The 25,288-nt window shown below is 51.8% G+C and carries 22 protein-coding genes; 15 read left to right on the plus strand and 7 right to left on the minus strand.

Annotation, left to right across the window (positions count from 1 at the left end; all coding sequences use genetic code 11):
• Both V4U88_RS19505 and V4U88_RS19510 read right to left on the minus strand, forming a co-directional pair.
• Positions 1-1,025: IS1182 family transposase (locus V4U88_RS19505; RefSeq protein ID WP_334074676.1), on the minus strand; the 1,025-nt coding region annotated here is incomplete at its 3' end.
• A 149-nt stretch (positions 1,026-1,174) separates the two neighbouring features.
• A complete protein-coding gene (locus tag V4U88_RS19510; protein WP_334074929.1) occupies positions 1,175-1,546 on the minus strand; it encodes a hypothetical protein in 372 nt (123 codons plus the stop codon).
• Between the two features lie 129 nt (positions 1,547-1,675).
• Between V4U88_RS19510 and V4U88_RS19515 the strand changes: the two genes are divergently transcribed.
• Entirely contained in the window at positions 1,676-2,383 is a 708-nt protein-coding gene (locus tag V4U88_RS19515) for a DUF4274 domain-containing protein (RefSeq protein ID WP_334074930.1), read from the plus strand.
• Between the two features lie 56 nt (positions 2,384-2,439).
• Positions 2,440-4,122 (plus strand): DUF6138 family protein, encoded by a 1,683-nt coding sequence (locus V4U88_RS19520; RefSeq protein WP_334074931.1) that lies wholly within the window; start codon positions 2,440-2,442, stop codon positions 4,120-4,122.
• A gap of 105 nt (positions 4,123-4,227) precedes the next feature.
• Here the strand turns inward: V4U88_RS19520 and V4U88_RS19525 are convergent, their stop codons facing one another.
• Positions 4,228-5,616, minus strand: coding sequence for an SMI1/KNR4 family protein (locus V4U88_RS19525; RefSeq protein ID WP_334074932.1), 1,389 nt, complete (start codon positions 5,614-5,616; stop codon positions 4,228-4,230).
• Positions 5,617-5,694: 78 nt separating this feature from the next.
• Positions 5,695-6,717, minus strand: a complete 1,023-nt coding sequence (locus V4U88_RS19530) for a hypothetical protein (protein ID WP_334074933.1) — start codon at positions 6,715-6,717, stop codon at positions 5,695-5,697.
• A 214-nt stretch (positions 6,718-6,931) separates the two neighbouring features.
• Between V4U88_RS19530 and V4U88_RS19535 the strand changes: the two genes are divergently transcribed.
• From V4U88_RS19535 to V4U88_RS19545, 3 genes are all read left to right on the plus strand, one after another.
• The gene (locus V4U88_RS19535; RefSeq protein WP_334074934.1) at positions 6,932-7,090 is read left to right on the plus strand and encodes a hypothetical protein; all 159 of its coding nucleotides are present in this window, start codon (positions 6,932-6,934) and stop codon (positions 7,088-7,090) included.
• Positions 7,091-7,119: 29 nt separating this feature from the next.
• Positions 7,120-7,389 carry a hypothetical protein gene (locus tag V4U88_RS19540; protein ID WP_334074935.1) on the plus strand — a complete coding sequence of 90 codons (270 nt, stop codon included), beginning with the start codon at positions 7,120-7,122 and terminating at the stop codon, positions 7,387-7,389.
• Between the two features lie 447 nt (positions 7,390-7,836).
• Positions 7,837-9,567, plus strand: coding sequence for a WD40 repeat domain-containing protein (locus V4U88_RS19545; RefSeq protein WP_334074936.1), 1,731 nt, complete (start codon positions 7,837-7,839; stop codon positions 9,565-9,567).
• A 27-nt stretch (positions 9,568-9,594) separates the two neighbouring features.
• Here V4U88_RS19545 and V4U88_RS19550 read toward each other — a convergent pair whose 3' ends face one another.
• From V4U88_RS19550 to V4U88_RS19560, 3 genes are all read right to left on the minus strand, one after another.
• Complete coding sequence (locus tag V4U88_RS19550) at positions 9,595-10,110, minus strand: hypothetical protein (protein WP_334074937.1); 516 nt, start codon at positions 10,108-10,110, stop codon at positions 9,595-9,597.
• A gap of 97 nt (positions 10,111-10,207) precedes the next feature.
• On the minus strand, positions 10,208-11,074 hold the full coding sequence (locus tag V4U88_RS19555; RefSeq protein WP_334074938.1) for a hypothetical protein: 867 nt from the start codon (positions 11,072-11,074) through the stop codon (positions 10,208-10,210).
• A 96-nt stretch (positions 11,075-11,170) separates the two neighbouring features.
• Positions 11,171-11,632 carry a hypothetical protein gene (locus tag V4U88_RS19560; RefSeq protein WP_334074939.1) on the minus strand — a complete coding sequence of 154 codons (462 nt, stop codon included), beginning with the start codon at positions 11,630-11,632 and terminating at the stop codon, positions 11,171-11,173.
• Between the two features lie 162 nt (positions 11,633-11,794).
• On the opposite strand from V4U88_RS19560, the gene V4U88_RS19565 reads away from it, so the two are divergent.
• From V4U88_RS19565 to V4U88_RS19610, 10 genes are all read left to right on the plus strand, one after another.
• Complete coding sequence (locus V4U88_RS19565) at positions 11,795-13,633, plus strand: HSP90 family protein (RefSeq protein WP_334074940.1); 1,839 nt, start codon at positions 11,795-11,797, stop codon at positions 13,631-13,633.
• Complete coding sequence (locus tag V4U88_RS19570) at positions 13,630-14,709, plus strand: hypothetical protein (RefSeq protein WP_334074941.1); 1,080 nt, start codon at positions 13,630-13,632, stop codon at positions 14,707-14,709. Before V4U88_RS19565 ends, V4U88_RS19570 begins: the two co-directional genes overlap by 4 nt.
• A gap of 190 nt (positions 14,710-14,899) precedes the next feature.
• Positions 14,900-16,423, plus strand: a complete 1,524-nt coding sequence (locus tag V4U88_RS19575; RefSeq protein ID WP_334074942.1) for a PTS transporter subunit EIIC — start codon at positions 14,900-14,902, stop codon at positions 16,421-16,423.
• Positions 16,401-17,249, plus strand: coding sequence for a PRD domain-containing protein (locus V4U88_RS19580; RefSeq protein WP_334074943.1), 849 nt, complete (start codon positions 16,401-16,403; stop codon positions 17,247-17,249). Before V4U88_RS19575 ends, V4U88_RS19580 begins: the two co-directional genes overlap by 23 nt.
• A gap of 250 nt (positions 17,250-17,499) precedes the next feature.
• On the plus strand, positions 17,500-18,951 hold the full coding sequence (locus V4U88_RS19585) for a glycoside hydrolase family 68 protein (protein WP_334074944.1): 1,452 nt from the start codon (positions 17,500-17,502) through the stop codon (positions 18,949-18,951).
• A gap of 97 nt (positions 18,952-19,048) precedes the next feature.
• A complete protein-coding gene (locus V4U88_RS19590; protein WP_442951903.1) occupies positions 19,049-20,617 on the plus strand; it encodes a glycoside hydrolase family 32 protein in 1,569 nt (522 codons plus the stop codon).
• Positions 20,618-20,784: 167 nt separating this feature from the next.
• Positions 20,785-22,086 carry a DUF5050 domain-containing protein gene (locus V4U88_RS19595; protein WP_334074945.1) on the plus strand — a complete coding sequence of 434 codons (1,302 nt, stop codon included), beginning with the start codon at positions 20,785-20,787 and terminating at the stop codon, positions 22,084-22,086.
• Between the two features lie 225 nt (positions 22,087-22,311).
• Positions 22,312-23,385 carry a FecCD family ABC transporter permease gene (locus tag V4U88_RS19600; RefSeq protein ID WP_334075127.1) on the plus strand — a complete coding sequence of 358 codons (1,074 nt, stop codon included), beginning with the start codon at positions 22,312-22,314 and terminating at the stop codon, positions 23,383-23,385.
• A 4-nt stretch (positions 23,386-23,389) separates the two neighbouring features.
• Positions 23,390-24,151, plus strand: coding sequence for an ABC transporter ATP-binding protein (locus tag V4U88_RS19605; protein ID WP_334074946.1), 762 nt, complete (start codon positions 23,390-23,392; stop codon positions 24,149-24,151).
• A gap of 54 nt (positions 24,152-24,205) precedes the next feature.
• A complete protein-coding gene (locus V4U88_RS19610; RefSeq protein ID WP_442951904.1) occupies positions 24,206-25,192 on the plus strand; it encodes an ABC transporter substrate-binding protein in 987 nt (328 codons plus the stop codon).
• Positions 25,193-25,288: the final 96 nt, after the last annotated feature.

The following is a 25,288-nucleotide window of genomic DNA, read 5'->3' on the forward strand; positions in this document are numbered from 1 at the left end:
TGCTCCAGGTAGTCATAATTCTCTTCACCACCATAGCCCGCATCGGCGATGACGGTGCCCGGGAGCTTTCCTAACTGCGATTTTAACTTTTCAAGATGCGGGATGAGGCAGCGCGTATCGGTCGGGCGCTGGTGTAAACTGTAACCGACAATAAATTGATTTTCGGTGCCGATCTGCACATTGTATCCCGGCTTGAGTTGACCATTTCGCATGTGGTCTTCTTTCATTCGCATAAATGTAGCGTCAGGGTCCGTTTTGCTGTAGCTGTTTCTAGTACCTAAAATTGCTTGTTGTGTTTCGTACTTTTGAAGACGCGGAAGCAAGTCCTTACGGAGGGTGCGCACCGCCTTCTTGAGCGGCTTGTCTTTCGGTTTCTCCCGCAGGCGCTCTTCCAATTGCTTGACTGCTTGCTCCAGCTTCTCACTGGTCATAGTAGAGGACTCACCCAGCTCGAGAAGATCCCGACCTTCGTGAATTCCTTCTTCTTGCTTCTCCGCTTCCTCAATGGCTTCAAATAGGGTCTGGACTTTCTCCTGAAGCTTGGCTTTATGCTTCACCATAGCCTTCCCCCAAACAAAGGTATATCGGTTGGCATTCGCTTCAATCTTAGTGCCGTCTACAAAATAATGCTCCAACTGTATGTAGTTCTCCTCTGCCAGAAACTGAAGAACGGCAGTAAACACAGTCTCCAGTGTGCTTTTCATTCGTTCTGATCGAAATCGGTTGATGGTACGGAAGTCTGGGCGCTGACGACCCGCGATCCACATAAACATGATGTTTTCGCGGACAGCTTTGGCGATCTGGCGAGAGGAATAGATGCGCTGTGTGTAGGCGTAAATGATAACTTTGGTGAGCATTTTAGGATGGTAGCTGTCTCGTCCGCCTCCAGGGTAAGACGGGTCGAAGATAGCGTCGTCGAGACGATTTACGGCGGCGTTAACCACGCGAACGAGATGATTTTCGGGGATATCCTCTTCTAAATCCATTGGTAAACAGAGTTGATCCATGGTATATTGAATGTACAAAAGAAACCTCTCCTTTTGGGTAATGGTTGGTGGTACTTCCATTTTACCAAAGAGTGGTTTCTTTTTGTTTGACAAACTAAAAGAGGTTGCCCCTCAGTCATCTATGATGACTTTTGGGACAGCCTCTCTGCACACCACCAATCACCGCGTCAAGTGGCGGGTGAGGATGTAGCGGCCGGAGCGGGAGACGATCCGCCGCTTTCGGAGCGGCTGGTCTCAAATTGCTGTTTGGCCGTATCGGAAATCTGTACGGTATCTCCATGCTCATTCGATACTTTATCTCCGTTCTCCGAGTCCTCCTTCGGCTGCACCTCCGCGTTCCCTTTAACTTCAGGGATATTGGCGAAAAGGGTCCCTACCGATTCCTGCTCCATCCGCATTTGCATCATTCGGGCCATCTTTCGTTTCTCTGCCGCGGAGGCGCCGTTTTGAGCGATGTGCATAAGTTGTTCCAATCTGGACGAGGGAGGAGATGGCGTGGAAGCATTCGACCTGAATAGGGATAACGGTTCAAGCTTCATGTGGAAAACACCTCCTTTGGTTGAGAATAGTTGCCACCCCTTGTTTATCGGCTAAATGGTTGGAATATTTAACCTGACGGATTGTCGCTTATCAGTCGAATCTATCAAAAAGGGAGGAAGTCTAAGTCTATGAATTGGAATGAGGTCAGCCGGACGAAAGACTTGGATACGGTCCGGAACGCCGCAGCCGAGCTGGACGTAAACGAGCGGGACGATCGGGGCAGAACCCCGCTTATGCTGTTTCTGACGAATCGAATGCCGATTGAGGCTATTGGAGTGTTGCTGGACGCGGGAGCGGACCTGGAGGCGGAAGATAAGCTGGGGGATACGGCGCTCAAAAAAGCGGTCAAATTCAAGCAAAAGGAAGCGATCCGCAAGCTGCTTGAGACCGGTGCGAAGCTGGATTCGCCGAAGGGCATCCTGGCAACGGCCTGGAACGCGGCCCGCGGGAACAAAGAGATCGCCGACCTGCTGCTCGGGACTGCCGGTGCGGTCCGCCTCACATTGACGCCGCAGGAACAAGAGGTTGTGGACGATATTTTGTATGAAGAATCCGGCAAAGACATGTGCGACAAAATCCGCCGTCTGGACTCCCCGGTTCTGCTTCATGCCGTCGTGGACGGGTACAACTGGGACGACGGCCCGGAACCGATGCTCTGCGCATTTGGCAACCCGGCTATCCCGGAGATTACTCTGTTCGACATGTACGAGCTGCTGGATGGGGATTACTGGCTGGAGAAGGACGAGTCGGAACTTGCGGAGAGCCTGGAAGGGGAGCTTTGGCGGGAGCTGGCTCTGAAGTTAAGGCAGCGGCTGAAATTAGACGAAGAAGCATAGCATAAGCGTCATTCTATTTTTTACCCCTATTAATTATTTCACGGGAGGACAGATCAATGAATCAGGCGGTGGAGGCTTTTCTTAATGAGGTTTGGCAAGAAGTCATGGCGATTTACACCAAGGAAAGCGGGCGGATCAACGAACTTGAGCCCCGAAGCAAGCTGCAGGCAGGAATCATGGATTATCTTCAGGTGGCCTGGAGGAAGGGCAAATTCACCTGGGAAGCGGGAAAAATTCACATCGATACCTATGAGCCGTTTTCCTGGAGCGATAGTTCGTATAAAATCGAAGCGGGTCCTTATATTGCGGAATTGACCGACGAGCAGCTAACGGAGGAGTTTTTCCCTGCCTTGTGCGATCGGGTGGATCAGCTGTTTCGTTCGGAGGAGTTCGGTCCGTCCTTTTTTGATTTCCGGTTTCAGGTCGTGTTTGAATTTGAACGGGAGGCGTCCACCATTTCGCTGAGCCGCCGACTGATAAATGAGGCCAAGCGGGGGGAACTTCGCAAAACGCTGGAGCATTTTATTCAAACGCGGGTTGTTTCCGAGTCGCCCGACGACATGCCGGGGGAGAAAGACCTGTTCTTCTTCGCCGATCATCTGGTCGATCCGGAGCTGATGCGGCAGGAGGAGAAAGAGATCGACCCGCTGGTCCGCCGGCTTTCCGCAAAATTTCGTACCGACCCCCGCCGCCACGCTGAATGGATCCGGCACTGTACCGCTGCCTTTAACAGATGGGCGCAGGAATATTTTTTACCGCGGCATTTCGATCGTACCCGTGACTATGGAAACTATTGGACTCTTAAGGTTGGACAGGATATACCGGCTGTTGATGGCGGGGAACTCGACTTCTTCCTTTATGCTGCATTGCAGGTCGGGCTCACCGAGCCGGATAACCGTCAGGACTATCTGGAGCTGGCGGTTCAACTCGGCTCGAAGCGGGCCGCCGATTATTTGAAAACGGGCAGCGGGAAATTTGTCAGCACCTATCGCGGAGAGCGGGTCGAGGGCAAGAACAACGACGTGACGAAGACGATCGAAATCCGGATTCTTGCCGAAGAAGCGTCGGCTTACGGAGAAGCTTTGGACTATATCATCGGCCTATTGCGTCAGGGATTCCCCAAAGGCTATCAATTGAAGTTGAAAAGCAGTCAGAAGCATTTTCTGCCGCTGAAAAAGCTGGCAAAATCCAAACTGCATCAGTTTTTTGCCAACGCGCTCAGTTATCCGGCCCTGTTCCCCAAGCTGGCGGAATATGCCGGCATCGCGATGGAGGAGTTTGCGTGGTACGAGGATGTGGAGCCGGGGGAGAAATCGGTTATGCCCGGCACCTACGCCGTTATGGGACTGGGCTTATACAGCGAAGCTTATTTTCCGTTGGTCTGCCGCTATATGGAGCTGGTGGATACGGAGCACCAAATGGTACAGGACAGCTATGCGGAGGCGTTTATAGAGGCGCATGGATTACGGGCGGAGCATATGCCGGTATTTGTTGCGATTTTGCTGGGGGGCAATGACGAGGGGAGGCCGGTGAAAAATGCCGTCATCGACACTCCCGAGCTCGCCGAAGCGCTTGTCCAGACGTTGAAGGGCAAAGAGATTCATGAACGCGAGCTGGTGCTGTGCCGGATTTTCGGGAACGTCAAAAAACTGGCCGCAGCGGCCCGGAAAGCTCAGCCTCCGCTGAAGGAAGGCCTGGAACAGCTGGTGGCGCTGCAAATGTTGACGCTGTTGAAGTGAACTCGAGTGAAAAAGAGCCCGCGCCATTTGCGCGGGCTTTTGCTTATGCCACTCGGTTAGCGGAGGGCCGGTCATTCTGATCTGCCGGCCTGCCGGCCGGACGAATCAGGCTTCCTTCAATTGTCCGATCAATTCGGCCGCGGCCAGATCCGTAAACCGTAGCCGCTCGTGCTCCTTGACGATCCGCCCCTCCTTCAAGCGCAGGTCCAGCCAGCCGGAGATCCATCCGGGCGCATAGCCGCCTTGGCTGAATTCCCCCGCGCCGAAGGCGATGATGCTGGGGTAAATGTCCAGGTAGCGCTGGCGATCCGTATCCGGATAGGACTTGGTGTAAAGCCAAAACTGCACGTCATACATCAGGTACGAAAGTTCATCCGCATGAAAGGAAAAATGGCCTTTTTCTTCGACGATTTGCGTGCAGATGCGGCGGATTTTTTGCTCGATCTGTTCCACTTCCGTCACTTGGGCGCACAGTTCCGCGAGTAAGGGAGAGAAACTGCCGTGAGCTACGTTGTGCAGATCCGTGATCTTATCTTCGTCGGAGGTGTCGTATTCCGAACTATGCACGAGTCCTCTAATAAACGCCTCGAAATTTTCGGCCACGAAGGTAATCTCGTAGTCGTCTTCCTGATCGATATGAATGACCTCCGGTTCGCCATCCGGCCCGCAGGCCCGGTAGTCCAGCATGACCAGATCATGGCCTGCCGAAGGGCAGTCGCAGATCACCACGCCGATATCGGGATATCCCCATTCCTCGATCATAAACTGGCTGCCGAGATCCCCGCAAAGGGAGTAGCTTTTTTCCCGGCCGATGCCCAGGATGCCCGAAATGGCGATATGGTCTTCGGCCCAGGAGGTCGCTTCCTCCATCGGAAAGGAGGTATTCTTCGGAATTCCTCCGTTTTGCTGCTTCATCAGCGCGATATAGGATGCGGGCAGTTTGTATCCCAGCTCCTTCTCTACCGAAGCGATCATTTCATCGGTTGGCGGCGCGGAAACGTATTCCTTCCTGGCGTAGTCGCTGTCCTCCCAAAAATCGGCGAGCGGCATCCCCGCGAAAGGGACATGGTCCTCGCTCTCGCCCCCGGATTTCGAGGCGGCCTCCCGTTTGGCGGCAAGGCGCCGCTCCTGTCGTTGCTGCTTCTCCGCTTTCCCCCGGCTCATTTGCAGGAAATATTCGAAATCCGGATCGCCGGGTTCAAGCTGGTTCGAGGCGGCGAAGGATTCCGCCGCTTCTTTATATTTTTGCAAATGATAGAGAGCGTAACCGACCCGGTAGTGCCACACCGGATCCTGCTCTCCCGCCTCGGCGATGGTGCCGAGGTGAGCGAGGGCCTCCTCGTAAAGCCCCAGATTGTTATAGGCTCTGCCCAAGCGGCCTACGGCTTCATAATCCCACTCTTCTCCGGGAATCGCCAGAAGGGTGTCGACAATTTGCTGATGCTCGTCTTCCTCATGCCATCGGTTCAATTGTTCTATAAGCGTTTGGTCCATGATATCCCCCGATATTGGTGTAATTATCCTATTATATCAATTGGAGAATTAAACCAGCAGGTCCAAAGGATTCATCTTTTACAGGCGCAGGATTCGGCGATAATGCAGATAATCCAGTCGATCCACCCAATCGAGTTCGTTCTCTTTCAGGTCCCGATAATAGGTTGCAACCGGAAGGTACCCCCAGAAAATCCCCATCCCGCCGCAAATGTTGCAGCCGCCGTCCCCGCCTTTGCCGGATGCGGCGCCTTCCGGCGAGACGACCAGCTCAACGCGGTAAGGATCGCCGAGGAAGCATAGACCAAAGCCGTTGGGAAGCTCGAGGTCATAGGGCCGGTTTTCGTCCCCCTCTTCCAAATTAAATACGGTAATTTCGGGCCGGTCCAGTTCGCCGAAATGACCGACCTTCATCGTATAGTCAAAGCTGTCGCCCCATGGGAACAGGGTGCGGCTTCCGCCTCCGTAAAGGTACTCCCATTCGTCTTCCGTCAGGATACTGAAGGGCTTTTCCAATTTGCTGACGGACCATTCCGCAAAGTCCGCAGTATTTTCGAAAAGATAGATCCGAATCCGGTCCCCGTCGCGTTCCAGTCGGTAGGACTCACTCACTTCATAACTTAAGGATATGGAGTCTTTGAAAAGAGGCAACTGCTTCCTGATATCCGCGTGCTTTTCGGGATCCAGCTCCGGTTCGGTTGCCTCGGTCCACCCGGCGGAGCGCGGAGTCCGTTCCACCAGCATCGGGCCGATTATGGCCGTGCGCGGCGGGGACATCTGCTCCTGCAGCACCTGGCCCGCCTCCGACGCGCCCAGCCCCATAGCCTTCAGTCCTGTCAGCAGATCGTCCAGGGTGGCCTGGTCCATATCGCCCGGCCATTGATCGGTGCTCCAGCCTAGCGTAACCTCGTTGCCCGGAACCCAGAGGAATTCACTCCCCTTATACGTAAAAACACCCGTTTCCAGGCATTGTCCATAGCGCTCAAACCGTTCGATTCCCCGAAAGGAGAAGCCCTCCGGCAGTCTTCCTTCCAACTCGCGCATGAGGCGTTCTTTTTCCGGCCTGTTTGTATTTTTCCACTCCGCGCGTTGCTGTGTGATCATGTTAACCTCCTCCATCCCGGCAAATAGGGTCTGCCCATGTAACCACTAGTATATCTTGGGCAGTAGGGGGCTTCAATGATTCTCGCGGCCTACGGCCCGCCTGTACTTGCCAAATACTTGATTCGTTCGTAGAATCCAATTATCGCCAATACCGATGTGGATATGTTGAAATTTTCAGAAAATCGGATGATAGGCAGATGATAAAGAAATGCGTTTGAACACCGAAATAGAGGGAGCATTAAAACAGCTTAAACGGGAATGGGAAAAGGCTGCGGATTGGCTTGATATGGCGATTCATGCGCCACATGAGCTGGAGCGGGCAGCTATATCGCCGGTTCGATCGGACAATTACGAAAAGCCCTGGAGAAAGTGAATCGACGGATAGCTGAAAAAGAGGGACTGGTGCATAACCGGAAACTGCCGATCGCGGTCACCCGATCCGAACTGGACAAACTCGTGGCTGAAATTGTGGCTGAAGATGAATATGCCGACGTCGAGATATGGGAAATGATGCTGGCCCCCGCGTACGACGCAGCCCAGACCTACGAGGACAATCTGATCGGGCAAATTCGGGATTTGCTTGAGCAAGAGATCGAAATCCGGGAAATCGCCGACAGGCTCCAAATTCCATTGCAGCAAGCCTACGGCTACTATAAGCAAACCCGGTCCTGAGACCGTTTCAACTATTACCGTCAGGCCGGTCGCAACGTCACGGTCCGGATTGTGGCCGAGCTTCTAACGGAAGCCCTAGCCGCTATATCGTCCAAATCGGCCGGTTGCGGAATCTAACGGAAGCAGTAGCCGCTATTTTGGCAAAATGAGGTCAATTCGACGGGAATGAGCTCAAATAGGCGCTACCAGTTCCGTTAGAAATCCGGAAGCGCCAATCATCGCGAAATAAGGGCTATTATTTCCGTTAGGCCGCCGAGCAGCCTGGACCTCGGATAGAGCCACCTCGAAGCTCCAACTTTCGTAAAAGTGTGCGCAGCTCAGGCTGACGTAAGTGCCTTGCACGGCGTGGGCCTTCGTCAGCGGCGCGGGCCGGATTTTGGGTAAGCCCGCCCTGAAGGTGCTCGGTAGCCGTCTTATTATGTAAAATAAACGGGAGGTTAACGACCAATGGAGCATATGCTGAATAAATCCAGGGAATGGAATCGCACGGGAAGGTATGCGGACACGATCGCGTTATGGGAGCCGGTACTACAAGATATAAGCTCCCGAAACCATCTGCAGCATGGCACGGTAATCCTTCCCGGTTTGTATTTTTATGCGGAGGCGGCGGTTCTGCATGGCGAGTTCGCCAAGGCCGCGCAGGCCGCCCGGCAATTTGAGGAGATTTACCGGGTGGCTGCCGAGGCTAATCGAGATGAATTGGGGGAGGCTGTGCATATGAAGAATATGCTGCAAGACATGGCCTTCCTATTTTCGCGGGAACGTGAGAAAACGGATTGTCTGCGGAGTTTCGGCGGATCGTTGGAGTACGGAAAACCTCAGCCGGTATGGGCCTCCAGGATCAAATACTTCGTGGCGCTGGCGGACTACCTGGATTACAACGTGGTGGATGCCGAACGAAAACTTTCGGAAATTTCCGAGGAAGAAGCAGCGTTTTTCGCCGGCCCGATCGATGAACTTCGTCAGAAAATCAAGGAGCGAAGCCGTCTGGATTATAAGAGTTTGAGAGCGAGGCATCAGGCTTTTATCGAATTGGGAGATTACGAGGAATGGATCGTACAGGTGAGTTTGAACCCGGATGCTTCATTGCTGGCGGTCATGTATAGAGACGGTGAGCTTAAAGTGCTGCGTACGGCTGACGGAGAAGAAGTATGTTCTTTTTCGGACAGTAAGCCTCTTTTCCAAGAGGAAAAGGCGGGCGAAGCCGGCCTGGCGTTTAGCCCGGATTCCCGGTATCTAGCGGTAGGATTGGGCGTAGGGATCGTGAAAGTTTATGATTTTGCGAAAAAGGAACTCCACGCGGAATACGCCTACCCCGGACTGGATTGGGAGCAATTGGAGCGGAACGCATATTATGAGGAGTATACATACGTGGCATTTAGCGAGACAGGCCGTTATTTGCTGATTGTGCCGACCGCAGGCAGCTATGATCCTCAAGGCGACGACGGTTACGGTATCCCCGAACCCTACCGGACCTTCTACTGCGTGGAGTTCGCAAGCGGGGAGGTTATTCTGCAGCACACCTTTTCCGAGAAGTGCAAAATTGCGGCGGTCCAAATGAGTGCGGACGAACAGTTGCTGGCCGTGGGGTGCTTCGGGAAGGACATAACGTTATGGGATATGACAGGTCGGGCAGTGTATGGGGAAGACGATTTTGTCTGGCTCGGTTTGCCGTCCCGGGTAGGCATGACGCAGACGGTTGCGTTTAGTCGGGACAGTAAAAAGTTAGCGTATGCGTCGCGGCAGGCTGTCCGGATCATTCATCTGACCGGGGACGATGCGGATGCCATTCTCACGGAGGATATCCCGATGCCGGAGAATTCCGTTTGCGGCGCCCTCTGTTGGGATTCGCAAGATCGTGTCATTTTTGCACAATATCGTCATAATAGCCCCTCTCGCCTCCTCCGGTATCGGAGCGGTTCGGAAGGGATGGAAGTGCTGCTCGATCAGGGCCTGTATGATGTGGAGGGAATTTACGTCAGCGAGCAGCACGAAGAGATGTGGATCTATGATTCGCCTGTCGTTCAGGTGAGAAATTACACGACGGGAGCCTTGGTTCAAAAATATGACCCCTATCAGTGGTCTTATTCATCGTATATGATTTCTAATCAAGTGTTCATTCAGCCTCGGGCAAGCATGGCCGCCATTAGCCATAAAACGAAAATCCGGCTGGGGTAAACTGTAAGCAAAAAAACAGGCTATAGTTCAACGGCGCTCCCCGTCCAGCATGCGAGCTTGATTAAGCAACACCCATTGATTGACTTCGTCATAGCCTTTCACAATGGCTTCCAGCTTGTGGCCAGGATACATCCATTCCGGCGGAGATATTTTTCTTAAGGAGGCTGTATCCGCTAAGCCAACCGCCCGATCTTCAAACATATCGACCAAAGTACCCTGCGGAAAAAATGCTTCAATGCTTCCCGTGATTTTCATTCCGACAGGTAAAGCTTGTTTGACTTGCCGCCATTCCTCCAGAGTAGCCAGCAAAATTTCGGACCATAGTCCCTCAAACCGGGCTTGGGGGATCCTCTCGTAGTAAGCGTCGGAAAGATCGATCGGGCGCTCGGCCAACATGAAATGATAGTGCTCATGCTTCCGATGGGAAGAGATCCGGGTGCCGTCCTCTTCGATAACGATTTGTCTCAGGGCAATGCCATCCGAATCGACTTCAAAATAATAAGTTCCCAATTCGGGCTCTTCGCATGCGCGTAGATAGATCATGAGTAGTCACCTGCCGCTCCCTATTAGTATAGTTCTGCATTCTATTATACAAATTAAATAAGAAGAAAGCCGCCAAAATGGTTGGCGGCTTTCAAAACTACCCGTTGATTCCCAATGTCTGATAGAAATTCTCCATATTCCGCTCAAACAGGCCATCGGTAAGCGACAATTGTTTCATCAGACTCTGCATGCTCTCTTTATAGGCTGAAAAAGAGCTTGTGTCCACCGAGCCGAATCGGTTAAGCGGACGAGTTTGTGGCTCCGACTGCCCGGCACGGCTGGCCTGATTTCTGTAATCCTTTGTCCATTGCGGATTTTGCGGTATCTTCTTTACAAAATCAAGGAGGATTTCCAATCCGTTTCCGCCGCCCGCTATATCTTGTTGAAACTTCTTATAGCTTTCCGGATCGGACCGTTTCATGAGCGATTCCGGATTAATATAATCCTCCGGCGCGCCCGCAGGGCGTTCTTCCGGCATCGCATAACTTACTTGGTCTGTCTCAGGATCGACGGATCGCGTTAGGGCAAGGTTGGCAATGGTATTCATGGTGTTCAGAAACTCATTTGCCTGGTCGCCGCTCATATACTGGTCGGCTATGTATTTCGCCTGCGATAAGCCGATATCGATCAGCGCGGATCGCTGATCATCATTCCATGAGTCGGAAACCATAAAGTTGGATTCAATGATGCCGTACACCGCCTTGGATACTTCCTCGGGCTGTCCCTGCAAAACCCGGTTCAGCGATTCGTTAATTTCTGTCGTTCCGTAATACTTGGCGGGTTGTGTTTTGATCGAACCAGCCGCCAGTTCGCGTCCAGCCTTGCTAATCTCGACCCGATCATGGCTTAACAAGCCGTTAAAATTGCCTCCCCGCAGTTGCGGCGGTACAGTTGCTCGATTTGACAGGTCCAGTCTGGGAAGCGAGAGGCTCGAGTGATTACCACTACTACCCGTTATTTTCATACAAAAACCTCCTAATTTTTACCTCACTCCCCTATATATCGGAGGATGATGCATAGGATTGAATAGAGGATAAGGTGCAGGAAGCAATTAATTGACCTAAACCGCGGCCAGCCATGCGGCTCCGCCACCCGCAATCGTGAGGATAAACCCGGCCGCAATTCTCCATTTATGCTTTTTATCCAATCCCAGTTCGCCGATGACACCGGGCAGAATCCATTTGAAGGCGAATAGGGAGAAGAATCCCTGCACAACGCCCAATAAGACGAGTTTCTTGGCCTGATCCAAATAGACCTCGGCGGGGGCGGAACGGGAAAACGCCAAGGTTCCTCCAGTACGCGCGCACCAGTAAGTGATCATCATATAAAGAAGGATCATCAGCAGAGTGAAAAAGATGGGAAGCGATTCTTTGACCATGTCCCGGACCTTGGTTTTCTCGGAGCGCTTGAATTGAGGAAGTCCGATCAGATAGAACACCACTCCCATAATTAAAATGCCGCCTCCTATGGCACATAGGGCGCCATTTACGACCGCTCCCGCCATCAATAGTATAAATAGCATTACGCTCCTCCAATCTGCGCTTTGTGCCGAATGCGGCAATTCTCATTGTATATGCGGAAGAATAGCGTGTGTCAACACCGCTAATCGACAGGTCCCCCCCACTTCCAGGTGAAAATTATGGTAAATTTATAAAAGTAGTCTATTAAAAAAGGGGAGAGTTTGATGAATCGCCATGCGCAGGAAGATTTCCGCTTTCAAGTCGATCTTAGCGGAATGATCAATATTTTGTCCAATCACCTGTACAGCAGTCCCAAGGTTTTCTTGCGGGAATTGCTGCAGAATGCCGTAGATGCCATTACCGCTATGCGGGAGATGGAGACATCTCATCGGGGACAGGTGAGAGTAGAGGTCATCGGGTCCGGCAGCGGAGCCACGTTGGCCATGGAAGACAACGGGGTGGGCCTTACCGAGGAGGATATTCACGAATTTCTCGCGATGATTGGCCAGTCGTCGAAGCGGAAAGACGGAAAACTCGTGGGGGAAACTTCATTTATCGGCCGCTTCGGCATCGGTTTGTTGTCCTGTTTTATGGTAAGCGATGAGATCGTGCTTCTGACCCGGTCGGCAAAGGGTGGACCTTCGCTGGAATGGCGGGGAAAACCGGACGGTACATACAGTATACGTAAATTGGAAAGTGAGCTGTCCATGGGCACAAAAGTTTATCTGCGGTGCAAGCCGGGCAGTGAGTTGTACTTTGAACCGGCGAATCTGGAAGCCTGGCTTGGCGATTACGGTTCCCTCCTGCCGTATCCGATTGTGCTCGAGGCGGAGGGGACCGGCAAGACCATCAATGTCCCTCATCCGGATTGGATGAACAACCTGTCGCTTGCGCAAGGAAGACGCGAGGAGGTTCTCAAATTTGGCGAACAACTGCTCAAAGAGCCGGTTCGTGATTTTATTCCGCTCACCTCTTCCTCCGGCGGGACTTGCGGAATCGCTTATATTTTGCCATACGCCGTCAATCTAAGTGCCAAGCGGTCGCATCGCGTATACCTGAAGTATATGCTTGTTTCCGAATCGGCGGAGAACATTGTTCCGGATTGGGCCTTTTTCGTAAGGTGCATCATCTGGACGGATGAACTTCAGCCGACGGCTTCGCGGGAGCATTTCTATGAGAACGAGAAGCTGGAGACGATTCGCGGAGAACTGGGGGAATCGCTGCGCCGGGAGTTGATGGCGTTGGCTGACCGGGACCCGGAACGACTGAAAGGAATCATTCAACTGCATGCCTTGTCTATGAAAGCATTGGCGGTGGAGGATGAGGCTTTCTTCCGCATCATTCACCGCTGGCTCCCCTTTGAGAGCAGCTATGGCCGCAGAGATCTGGGGGAACTGCTGGATGAAAATGATGAGATTTACTACACGCTGACGCTCGATGAGTATCGGCAAATTACGCACGTGGCTTCCGCGCAGGCCCTGCCGGTCATCAACGGGGGATATGTCTACGATGCCGGCCTGCTCGAAGGCTTGCAAAGTCTATACCCGCAAAAAAAGATCGAGCGGCTGCTCCCGGAAGACGTCTCCTTCACCTTCATCGACCTTACGCCGGAGGAACGGAGACAGTACTACGAACTAACCCGGGATGGGGATGCGGCGCTGCAGCGCTTTCGCTGTCGCGTGCAGCTCAAACGGTTCAAACCGTCCACGCTCCCTTCCTTGTTTACGCTATCGAAGGAATCCTCCGATCTGCGGAGCCTCATCGCCGCGGAAGAGGTAAGCACAACGGAATTATCGTCGATTCTTAATACCTTGAGCTCCACTTATGAGGATCAGCTCTACTCGACCTTGTACTTGAATTTGGACAATGATGTCGTGGCCCGGATTTTTGGCTCCGGGAATCGCGCCATCCTGATTGCCGCGATCGAGATGCTGTATGTCAACGCGCTGATGATGGGGCATTATCCGCTGAACCGAAAAGAAATGCAGGTGCTGAACGAGGGGATTTTGCGCTTTATCGAATTGGGCTTGTCGGCCTATAGCGGGGGAGGAGAGCGGGAATGAGCATGGAGCTTGATTTTGATCAATTATTGGACGAAGCTATGGATATGCCGGATGCCAACGCCAAAATAGCTCTGCTGGAGCAGGCCATCCGCTTAGCCGATACAGCGTGTAATATAGAACAAGGATATGAAGCGCGGAGCAAGCTGGTGAAGGCAGCGGCTTTTAACGGCTATCCGGTTAAAGCGTTGGTTGCCTTCTCGTGGAAGCTGGGGCAGTACGATAAACACCCTGAGCAATTCGAGTATGATCTGCATGACCTGATATGGTCATACAAATGGATTCTGGAGGAAATTTCTTCGTTACCGGACATTCAGCTTGTTCAGATCCATAATTTATTGGAGGATTTTCATCTTCGCTCCAAGAAGGCCGGTTATTCGGAACGGACTTATCACTACTACCGTTTCAGTCTGGCTCTGTTGACGGGAGATCTGGAAGAGGCGAAGCAATCTATGGACAAGTGGACCGCGGTTGACCGGGATTCGCTGAGTAATTGCCTTGCTTGCGAGCAGGATATCCTTGTGGAATTTCATTTCCGCTGGGGAAACGATACGCAGGCTCTGGCAGAAGCGAAGCCAATCCTGGACAGGTGGATGAGTTGCGCCGAAGTGCCGCAAGTCACCTATCCCAAGCTGTTAATGCCGCTGTATCGTACCGGACGGCTGGAAGAAGCGGCCAAACTGGAACGTAAGAGCTATCGGCTTATCAAGGGAAAACGCGACTTTATCGAACCCGCGGGGCTGCATATGGCTTATCTGAGCTTGACTGATCCCTTCAGGGGCCTGGAGGTATATGAAGCCTTCGCGCCGTTAACCCACAACCATGAAGATATGCTGTCCCGCCTTATGTTTGACGGCTCGGCGGCTGCCTTGTTCAAGCGGTTGGCCCGCGAGCAGGTGAAATTCGACATCCGGCTGCCCGCTTACATTACCGATCCCGCCGCATCGAGCGATGTATCCTTGCTGTCGGACATCTACACCGGACTCGCCCTGACCGCCGCCGGGAAATTCGATACCCGCAACGGGAATCGCTTCTACACCGATTATGTGCAGCAGCTTTTGGCCCGAGTGGCGGAGTAGTGTAAGACAATAGATCAAAAGACGGAAAGTCCGCGTGAATACGTGGGCTTTCCGTCTTTTTTGGTATTTCTTGACCATTGATTTTGGAAAGTGAAGTGGTCAAAATAGAACTATTGCCATAGATGACGAAATTGTAACCTTTTTACCGGAAGCTTTTCCAGCAGTTTGAAAATAAGAGGGAGGATCATCCATGCAGCAGGATGAGCGAAGTGTGACGGGGGCTCACGGGTCGGTGAAGGGGTTAGCGACGCGCCTGGTGGGGCTGTCCGGCGGAGTCGGGAATATTATCGAATGTACGCACTGTACGACACGGCTCCGTCTCAGGCTGCGAGATAGCGATCTTGTTGATGAGGATCGTCTGAACGAGTTGAACGAAGTCCGGGGGCTGTTCGCGCGAACCGGGCAACTGCAGATTATCCTTGGACCGGAAATCGTTTTTAAAGTCACCCGTCAGGTAAACGGCATGCTTGAGGCCGCCGCTTTGCCAACATTACAGCGGCAAGAGGTACAGACCGGCCTTAAGACATCCAAACACAAAAACGATGGGGTGCATTCGTTTATACGGCGGTCGCTGGACGCGGTTCAATTCTTTTCCGATGTGGTTGTGCCCGTTATTCCGCTATTTGTCGGGACGGGGCTCCTGCTTGGCCTATTGGGCTTGATGGGGGCTTTTGGCTGGAATGATCCGGGCAACGTCTGGTTCCGGGTCTTGTCGCTGTTGACGGGATCGGCCTTTCAGCTTATGGCGGTCCTGTTCGGGTATCATACGGCCAAGCGGTTCGGGGGAACTCCGGTTCTTGGGGCGGCGATGGGTATTGTCATAACACATCCCGGTTTTCTGTGGCCAGCCGAGCCGGGTGCGGGACCATGGAGCGTTCACATCTTGATAATGGCTCCCCAATTTGAGCACCAGGGGGCGATCATTCCGACGATTCTTTCGACACTATTGTTGACTTTCATAGAGAAAAAGCTGCGCCGCCGGCTTCCGTCGTCCGGAGCATTTCCTTTCGCTCTTTTTATCAGCTTTGCTCTGGCGGGCGGCATGGCGTTACTGATCATTGAGCCGATGGCCTTCCGGTTGGGGAGCTTTCTGGGCGTTTGGCTGGAGCGGTTGTTCGCCTCCAGCGGCGTACTTTTTGGCCTGCTGCTTGGCGGAATGTATAGTTCGATTGTGATCACCGGACTCCATCACGGCATTCAGACGGTGGAAGCCGGATTAATCTCCAATCCGGACATCGGCGTCAATTTTTTGCTGCCGATCTGGTCCATGGCGAATATCGCCCAAGCCGGAGCCGGACTCGCGGTGTATGCCGGAACCCGGGACGCGGCTTTAAGGAAGGTGGCTTTGCCTGCTTCCATCACCGCTCTATTTGGCATCACCGAACCGGTTACCTATGGCGTCAACCTGAAGCTGGGTCGCCCCTTTCTGGGCGCTGCGGCGGGAGGGGCCGTCGGAGGTGCGTATGTCGCTTTTCATAAGGTCGTGTCCAATTCGTTCGGTCTAACCGGAATACCAATGACGGCTTTTGTTGTGCAGCCTGGGCCCATGAACCTGTTCCATTATTTAACGGGTTTTTTGCTGGCCCTGACAACGGCATTTTGCGCCACTTGGCTGCTTGGTACCAAGCGAACTTTTATGCACGGAGGCTTGGCTAAACTGCTTGGAAAACGATCAGACATAGGAGACTATCATGAAAATCAAAAAAATACTTAATAATAACGCAGCGGTTGTCAATGATTTAGGAGAAGAAAAAATCGTTCTGGGTTCCGGCATTGTCTTCAGGAAAGGGAAGAATGACGTGGTTGATCCCGCCCTGATCGAGAAAGTGTTCGTCATTAGCGATGCTTCGCAATACGACCACCTTCAGGAGATGCTGGGAACATTGCCCGAAGAAGAAATCGCGGTGACGCAGCAAATTATCACGTTCGCCGAGCGGGAATTGGGAGTCGCGTTTTGTGAGCATATCCATATCGCTCTGACCGACCATCTTTCGTTCGCGCTGGAACGAATTCGCAAAGGCATCGCCATTCAGAATACACTGCTGGAGGAAATCCGTATTCTGTATCCAAGGGAATTCCAGATCGGGCTCCGCGCCAAGACGATGATTTACGAGAAATTACAGGTGGTTATCCCGGAGGATGAGGTGGGTTATATTGCCATGCATATTCATACCGCCTGGAAGAACTCGGGCACTCGTGAGAAGACGACGGAGAAAACGGCAATGATCCGGGATATCGCCGAAGGTGTGGAGCATGCTTCGGGTGTAACGCTGAACCGGCGTTCCGCCAACTATGAACGGCTGTTGAACCAGCTTGAGAATATGCTGCAAACCGATGAATCGGGCAGATTTCGCAATGAATTGGTTCCGGAGCTAGCGGCGCTGGCCAGGGATCGTTTTGCCGAGGCTTATGGACAGGCCTGTGGAATCGGCGAATGGATTGAGGAAGATTACGGGTATGTTTTTACGGAGAGTCAGCGGGTCGTGATCGCCATGGAGATTAACCGGATAGGAACCAGGCGCATGGGACCATGGAGTTAGCCCTATCCTCTTATTCACATAGGAATAAGGGACTTTGGTCCTGATGATAATCGGGAAATACGGGCTATAGCCATAACCGGCTCCGACAGGATAGAATAACTTTTGACATTTGAATATGTCGGGATTGTTACTGGTAAGCAGGCAAGACCTAAAAATCCGTCAGGGAATGGTGTATTCACCACGCTCTAAGGTTTTTTAGGTCTTTTTTCTGTTCTCCAGAAAAATTACACGAGAAAGGGAGAGAGAAAGTATGAATCTCAAACACATCGTAAGAAGAGCATCAGCAGTAACCTTGGCAACAGCTTTATTGGCAGCAGGAGGAACGTCGGTATTTGCAAAAAAAGGTTCGGATTACAAAGAGAGCTACGGCTTCTCCCATATTACACGCTCCGATGCCCTGAAAATCCCGGGACAACAAACAAGCGAGCAATTTAAGGTTCCCCAATTCGATGCTTCAACGATCCGGAATCTTCCTTCCGCCAAAGGCTTGGACGCAAATGGCAACGTCATTGACCTGGACGTATGGGACACCTGGCCGCTGCAAAACGCGGACGGAACCGTCGCTAACTATAACGGCTATGAAATCGTGTTTGGTCTGGCCGGCGATCCGGATCGGGGATGGGACACGTTCATCTATATGTTCTATAAGAAAATAGGCGACAATTCCATCGATGCCTGGAAGAATGCAGGCAGAGTGTTCAAAAACACCGATAAGGACGTGCCGAACGATCCGATCCTGAACCAACAGGGAGAGGAATGGTCCGGTTCCGCGACGCTGACTTCCGATGGCCACATTCGCCTGTTCTACACCAACCGTCATGGCTGGGATCCCGCGAACGGATTTTTCGGCAAGCAAACGTTGACGACCGCTCAAATCAACTTGTCCGAGCCCGAATCCGATACACTTAAAGTGGACGGTGTTGAAGACTTTAAGTCGATCTTTGACGGTGACGGCAAAATGTATCAAACGGTCGATCAGGCTTTCAGCGGGGGAGACTACACGGACAACCATACCTTGAGAGACCCGCACTATGTGGAAGACAACGGCCGCAAATACCTGGTTTTTGAAGCGAACACCGGGACGGAAACGGGTTATCAAGGCGAGGATTCCTTCAACAACCGGGCCTTCTACGAAGGAAGCATGAACTTCTTCAGATCCGAGCAGGAGAAACTGTCGCAAAGCCCTGACAAGAAATCCATTTCCTTGGCCAACGGCGCGTTGGGGATTATTGAGTTGAATGACGATTACACGTTAAAACAGGTCATGAAGCCGCTCATCGCCTCAAACACCGTAACGGATGAAATTGAGCGTCCCAACATTTTTAAATTGAATGGGAAATGGTATCTGTTCACCGATACAAGAGGCGCCAAAATGTTTGTGGACGGCATTGACGCCGAGGATATCTATATGCTCGGCTACGTATCCGATTCACTGACTGGCCCATACAAGCCGTTGAACGGTACCGGACTGGTGCTGCATCAGGATCTGGATCCTAAAGACGTTACGTGGACCTACGCACATTTTGCCGTTCCGCAAGTTCAAGGAAACAACGTGGTCATTACGAGTTACATGACGAACAGAGGCTTTTTCGAGGATCATCATTCTACCTTCGCACCAAGCTTCCTCGTCAACATTAATGGTTCCAAGACATCGGTCGTGAAGGATAGTGTCCTTGAACAAGGACAATTGACAGTGGAATAACCGCTCTCCAATAGTGTCAAAGCAAAGAAAATGTCAATGAAATATTGGCATTTTCTTTGCTATTTTTACAAGCGGGGGTTGCCTTATGAACAACAACATGAAGAACCGGGTGAAAAAACAACTTGTCGCGTGGGCGGTCTGCAGCGGTTGTCTGGTGGCTCTTGGCTTAACCGTGCAGGTTCCTATCATGACCAGTATGCAGAAAATTGCGCAGGAAGCGCAAAAGAATATACCCGCTCCTGGGTCTGGCTTGCGGGCAAGTTATCATTTTACCGCACCGGACAAGTGGAAAAATGATCCTCAGAAGCCGCTGTATCTGGATGGGAAATATCACTACTTCTATTTGTATAATCGTGATTATCCCACCGGTAACGGCACGGAATGGCGGCATGCCACCTCCTCGGACTTGATCCACTGGGAGGATCAGGGCGTGGCGATTCCCAAATACACGAACCGGAACGGCGACCCCTGGTCAGGTTCGGTTGTCGTGGATGAGTCGGGGACGGCCGGATTCGGCAAGGGCGCGTTGGTTGCGATCGTGACACAGCCCTCCGCCAACGGCGGGAGTCAGGAGCAATTTTTATGGTACAGCACCGATCGGGGGAGAACATTCAAGTTCTACGGAGACAAGCCCGTGCTTAACAATCCGGGAAAAAAAGACTTCAGAGACCCCAAGGTGATTTGGGACGCCCGTTCGCAAAAATGGGTCATGGCTTTGGCCGAGGGAACAAAGATCGGGTTCTATGAGTCGGCCGATCTGAAAAATTGGCGTTATACCGGCGATTTCCAAACCGATAACATCGGTCTGGTGGAATGCCCGGATCTCTATGTGATGAGGGCGGACGACGGAAACTATAAATGGGTGCTTGGCGTGAGCGCCAACGGGATTTCATCGGGACGGCCCAATACTTACGCTTATTGGACGGGGAGCTTTAATGGCATGGGATTTATACCGGACCGGCTTGAACCCGGGTGGCTGGATTATGGGTTTGACTGGTATGGAGCGGTTACGTTCGAGGATGGAACAGAGAGCGATAAGACCGGTCACCGGTATGCCTTGGCCTGGATGAACAACTGGAGTTACGCCAACAATACGCCCACGCTTAAAGAAGGCTATAACGGCATGGACTCGATCGTGCGCGAGATTGAACTCAGAAAGTCGGCGGAAGGAGATTATCGCTTGGTGTCCAAGCCAATAGACGCCCTGAATAAGGCCGCGGTTGCGGAAAACTCGTTCGAACCGATCTTCGTTAGCGGCTCCCGAACCCTGCTGGCTTCGGGCGATTCCTATCAGCTGGATGCCGACATTTCCTGGACAGAGATAAGGAATGTAGGGCTCCGGCTCCGGGAATCCGCCGATGGGAGCCGTCATGCCGATGTCGGGGTTTATACGGAAGGCGGGTATGCCTACGTGAACCGGGCAAATACCGGGCATCCCGACTTGAGCGGACGCTATTTGGAGAGTCGAGCGCCGTTTCTCCCCGCAAAGAACAAGGTGCACCTGAAAATACTGGTGGATAAGACCAGCATTGAGGTCTATGTGGATGATGGCTCCGTGGTATTCTCCAACCTTGTCTTTCCCGAACGGAATGACCTGGGCATCACCCTCTATACTGAAGGGGGCACGGCGGTATTCAGCAATCTGGTAATCAAACACTTCAAATAATGAATAAGGTTGGGGGCAGCAGCCGGCTATTGATTCTTTGGCTTTCATGGAACATCTCAGGCAAAATATGGGTCTAAAGGCTCATGGAAAGTATACACAGCTGCCTCCGATAAAAGAGAAGTATAGTCTTTTATACATATATTTTATTCGGAAGAAGGAGAATTGGAATGAACAGCTATGTCAGATTTGCCAGAAAAATGCTGCTCCCGCTATTGGCCGTTGTGCTGGCCTTCACCGGAGCGGTAGCGGCCGCTCCGAAAGCGGAAGCGGCGGCGGCCCCGTCAACGGATGCCTATGTATATTATGTGTCGGACGGGGACTTGTACCGGGTACGGACGGACGGTAGCCCCGCCCAGTTAATCCGGGAAAATTTCTTCGGCGTTGAACTGAAGCCGGCGGGCGATTATCTTTTCCACTTGTTTGATGAGGGCTCGCTGACGTTGCTGAAATTGTCCATGGTTGATTCCAAAGCGAAGGCGGCTGACTTTGGCGGAGATCACGACATCCTTTACTTTGCAACCGAGGGCAATTTCGTCTACTGTATGGATGATAAAGGGCGCATCTATCGGGTGCCGGCCGAAGCCAAAAAGGTCGATGAAGGCACGCTGATTGCCGACATGGCTGACACCAAGCATCCTCAGTTCACCGTGCTGGATGGCAAAGTATACTACAATGCGCTCAAAAACGGCAGAACCATCTGGGTTGCGGCCAAAGCGGCGGACGGAAGCGGAGCGGTTCAGTGGATCGCCGAGGGTGCGCTTTCATCTTCTTATTACTTACATAAGGAAAACAACACCCTTTACTTCATGGTCGATACCAAACCGACGGAAACCCAATATTCCCTCAATAGCATGGTGCTCTATTCGATGCCGGCCGGCGGAACCGCCAAGGCATTGAACGTCAAAGCCCCGTTGGACGCGAATGCCGTATATTCCGGCTTGTGGGCGGGCGATTATTATTTGTACAACAAAGGAGTTCGCCCGGGTTCCGGAGATGGCTTTGACTATTCCAAGTCCAAAGGCTTCCTGATCGACAAGACGGGCAAGAGCATTCAACTGAACCAAACCGGGGTTTACGAAATTGCCGCCCTGGGCGGAAATAAATTCGCTTATGTCGACGCAAAAGGCAAGGCCTATGTGAGTACCCTGGCAAATGGCAAGGTGGCGAGCACTAAGGCGATCCCGCTAACGAATGTGGGATATGTACGGAATTTGACCAGCGGCGGCAAGGTGAGATCGACGGCCTTGTTTGCCGAGAGCGGCGCTTATGTGCTGAATTCCGATCTGACCCTCACCAAGATGGTCGGCGTGGAGTGGGATCTCTGCGTGTACAAAGAAGATGTGGCAGGGGTCTTCTATGTCAACGCGGGAGATAACGGCCGATTGTATTGGATGGGCGAAGACGGCAAAACGACCAAGAAGCTCGCCGATGAGAAAGTGTCCCGAATTGTACTGATCTCCAAAAATTAAATCAAGCCACGCAAAATAGTTCGATGGTAACCCATCTAACAAAAGAACGGCCCTTACGCTAAGTAGGGGCTTTTTTTGTTGTTGGAAAATAATAGATTGAATTTTAAAAAGGATTCACGTAATATTATCCGTATGATAATGATAATCATTTTCATATAAGTATAACGCAGGAGGTGAGTTTTTAAATTGAAAAGTGAGGGCGCGAGTACGAATGTGAGTGTAAGTATGGCAAATCCGGCGGGAGTAAGAGCAGGGGGCATCTACTATGCTATGATTCTCGTTTTGATAGGTATGATTTTGTTATCCGCAGTGTATTCGGTATCGATCGGGCAGGTACATATTCCCTTCAGCCAAGCCATGGACATATTACTTCATGCATTGACGAATGGTCATCTGGGTTCGCTGGAACATGTCGAAAGCGAGTCCTACTTGAACATCATATTGCAAGTCAGGGCGCCGCGAGTTATATTCGCCCTCCTTATAGGCATCGGACTATCGTTGTGCGGTACCGTCATGCAGGCTGTCGTCCAAAACCCGCTCGCCGATCCGTACATTCTCGGTATTTCTTCGGGGGCTTCGTTGGGAGCTACGTTTGCGATTCTGATCGGATTTGGAAGCGGCGCGTTCTTGTCCCAGTTCGGCATCGCGTTTGGGGCCTTCGTCGGCGCAATGATTACCTCGCTGGCGGTTTTGCTCTTATCCAGCATCGGCGGAAAAGCAACCTCGGTGAAGCTGGTCCTGTCCGGGGTTGTCGTCGGCGCATTGTGCGGTTCATTTTCAAGTCTGATCATCTATTTTGCCAACAACACGGAAGGGATCAAAACCGTTACCTTTTGGTCTATGGGCAGTCTCGCTTCTTCCAGTTGGGAGAAAACGCCGATTATGGCCGTGGTCGTTTTGCTGGGATGCGCGATGTTTCTTTTTCAACACCGGGTGCTGAATACGATGCTGCTCGGCGATGAATCCGCCGTAACCCTCGGCATCAACCTGAGCGGATATCGTAAATTATATCTGGTGGCCACCGCCCTGATTACCGGCACGATGGTAGCGTATGCGGGGATGATCGGTTTTGTGGGTCTAATCGTTCCGCATATATGCAGAGGCTTATTCGGAGCGGATCATAAACGGTTAATGCCGGGGACCCTGCTTTTGGGGGGGCTCTTTCTCATCTGGGCCGACATTCTGTCGAGAACGCTGATTCATAATGTCGAATTGCCTATCGGAATTATTACTTCTGTGATCGGTTCGCCATTATTTATCTACATGATTGTCAAAAAAGGCTACAATTTCGGAGGGTAGAATCATGGAATTGACCGCGAAGGAAATGGAGATCAGGATCGGTAAAAAAGAAATCGTAAAAAATGTTTCGATTCAGGTCAAAAACGGGCAATTTGTCGGTTTGATCGGACCGAACGGATGCGGGAAATCCACGCTGTTAAAAAGCATTTACAAAAGCCTGGTTCCCCAAAGCGGCTCCGTTTTTCTGAATGAGATGGATGTGTTGAAAACTTCCGAAAAAAAAGTTTCGCAGCGATTGGGCGTCGTTGGCCAGTTTAACGAAATGCATTTTGATTTGACCGTACAGCAAATGGTGATGCTGGGCAGAACCCCGCATAAACGGATGCTGGAGACGGACAAACAGGAAGACTACAGGATTGTCGAGGACGCATTAACGAGAACCAATCTGCTCGATTACAGGGAACGGAGCTATCTGTCCTTATCCGGCGGGGAAAAACAACGGGTGATTTTGGCGAGGACCATTGCTCAGCAGCCGCAATTTATGATTCTGGACGAACCGACAAATCATTTGGATATCCGCTATCAGTTGGAGATTTTAACCTGTGTCAAGGAATTGAACATAGGTGTTCTGGCCGCTCTGCACGACTTGGAAATGGCTGCGCATTATTGCGATTATTTATACGCCATAAAAGACGGTGAAGTGTATGCGCACGGCATCCCGGAAGAGGTTCTCACCCCGAAGGTTATCGAGGCTTTATATCAAATCAAGTGCCAGACCTACACCAATCCGGTGACGAACGGACTGGGTTTTGCTTATGGAATTTAAAAGGGAGGAAGAAATGTGAAAAGAATTGCAGTTCTGGGGATCGGTTTGACCCTTATGTTAGCGTTAGCGGCTTGTGGAGGCCCGGCGAAGAGCGGAGAAGCGGAAGTAAAACCCGAAACGCCAAGTCATTACCCTTTAACGATTCAAAATTTCAAAAAGGCGGAAGGCGGAACAACCTGGGAGAAAAAAGATCAAGTCTTCGACAAAGCTCCCGAGCGCATCATGGCGAATACCCGGCCGTCCGCGGAACTCCTGCTGCATCTGGGCTTGGCCGACAAAATCGTAGGGGTAGGCGCCAGCTTCGGGCAACCGGACAAAGCGGTGGAAGCGGAGTACGCCAAGCTGAACATTCTTAGCGACGGATATGTGGGCAAAGAAGTGACGATGGGAACGAATCCGGATCTGGTCATGGGCCGGGGCGGCTTGTTCGACAATGCCGATTGGGGCGTCGGCACCGTAGATACGCTTAACGAAATGGGAATTCGTACATATGTCCTTGAATCTTCTATAGCCGGGGGGACGTATGAATCCATCTATAACGATATCAAAAATCTCGGCGAGATTTTCGAAGTGCAGGACAAAGCCAAAGAATTCGCCCAGGAGCTCAAAAGCCGGCAAGAGGCGGTCATTTCCAAGTTAAGCGGCATTACGGAGAACAAGACGTACGTTTACCTGCATATGAGCGATCCCAAAGAGGTGAGCGTATTGACGCTTGAAGGGGAGACGTTCTTTAACGGGGCAATGAATATGATCAAATTGGATAATGCGTTGAAGGATCAGACCGGCGAGGGGAATATAGAAATGCTGATTGAGGCGGACCCGGATGTGCTGATTATTCCGGATTGGAGAATCAGTAACGGCACGAGCCCCGACAAGATCAAAGAAGGGCTTTACGCCAATCCCAAATTGTCCGGCATGAAGGCCATTAAAAACAAACAAATCTACGCCATGGATTATAACTACATGTTCGGCTATGGATACAATACCCTGGACGGAATTGAGATTTTGGCCAAAGAGATGTATCCGGACCTGTTCAAATAAAAGATTACTGCGCAGTTGGCTCTAAAAAGGCATTCGTCCGGCTATTAATTGATAATGATTATCATATTCATTAAAAGACCACCCTGACTGAAGGGG

This window comes from Paenibacillus sp. A14 (assembly GCF_036864815.1).
Lineage (GTDB): Bacteria > Bacillota > Bacilli > Paenibacillales > Paenibacillaceae > Fontibacillus > Fontibacillus sanfengchensis.

Bases quoted from the DNA above. Each gene is read 5' to 3' on its own strand.
- V4U88_RS19510 (WP_334074929.1), bottom strand. From the start codon at position 1,546: ATGAAGCTTGAACCGTTATCCCTATTCAGGTCGAATGCTTCCACGCCA.
- V4U88_RS19515 (WP_334074930.1), top strand. From the start codon at position 1,676: ATGAATTGGAATGAGGTCAGCCGGACGAAAGACTTGGATACGGTCCGG.
- V4U88_RS19520 (WP_334074931.1), top strand. From the start codon at position 2,440: ATGAATCAGGCGGTGGAGGCTTTTCTTAATGAGGTTTGGCAAGAAGTC.
- V4U88_RS19525 (WP_334074932.1), bottom strand. From the start codon at position 5,616: ATGGACCAAACGCTTATAGAACAATTGAACCGATGGCATGAGGAAGAC.
- V4U88_RS19530 (WP_334074933.1), bottom strand. From the start codon at position 6,717: ATGATCACACAGCAACGCGCGGAGTGGAAAAATACAAACAGGCCGGAA.
- V4U88_RS19545 (WP_334074936.1), top strand. From the start codon at position 7,837: ATGGAGCATATGCTGAATAAATCCAGGGAATGGAATCGCACGGGAAGG.
- V4U88_RS19550 (WP_334074937.1), bottom strand. From the start codon at position 10,110: ATGATCTATCTACGCGCATGCGAAGAGCCCGAATTGGGAACTTATTAT.
- V4U88_RS19555 (WP_334074938.1), bottom strand. From the start codon at position 11,074: ATGAAAATAACGGGTAGTAGTGGTAATCACTCGAGCCTCTCGCTTCCC.
- V4U88_RS19560 (WP_334074939.1), bottom strand. From the start codon at position 11,632: ATGCTATTTATACTATTGATGGCGGGAGCGGTCGTAAATGGCGCCCTA.
- V4U88_RS19565 (WP_334074940.1), top strand. From the start codon at position 11,795: ATGAATCGCCATGCGCAGGAAGATTTCCGCTTTCAAGTCGATCTTAGC.
- V4U88_RS19570 (WP_334074941.1), top strand. From the start codon at position 13,630: ATGAGCATGGAGCTTGATTTTGATCAATTATTGGACGAAGCTATGGAT.
- V4U88_RS19575 (WP_334074942.1), top strand. From the start codon at position 14,900: ATGCAGCAGGATGAGCGAAGTGTGACGGGGGCTCACGGGTCGGTGAAG.
- V4U88_RS19580 (WP_334074943.1), top strand. From the start codon at position 16,401: ATGAAAATCAAAAAAATACTTAATAATAACGCAGCGGTTGTCAATGAT.
- V4U88_RS19585 (WP_334074944.1), top strand. From the start codon at position 17,500: ATGAATCTCAAACACATCGTAAGAAGAGCATCAGCAGTAACCTTGGCA.
- V4U88_RS19590 (WP_442951903.1), top strand. From the start codon at position 19,049: ATGAAGAACCGGGTGAAAAAACAACTTGTCGCGTGGGCGGTCTGCAGC.
- V4U88_RS19595 (WP_334074945.1), top strand. From the start codon at position 20,785: ATGAACAGCTATGTCAGATTTGCCAGAAAAATGCTGCTCCCGCTATTG.
- V4U88_RS19600 (WP_334075127.1), top strand. From the start codon at position 22,312: ATGGCAAATCCGGCGGGAGTAAGAGCAGGGGGCATCTACTATGCTATG.
- V4U88_RS19605 (WP_334074946.1), top strand. From the start codon at position 23,390: ATGGAATTGACCGCGAAGGAAATGGAGATCAGGATCGGTAAAAAAGAA.
- V4U88_RS19610 (WP_442951904.1), top strand. From the start codon at position 24,206: ATGTTAGCGTTAGCGGCTTGTGGAGGCCCGGCGAAGAGCGGAGAAGCG.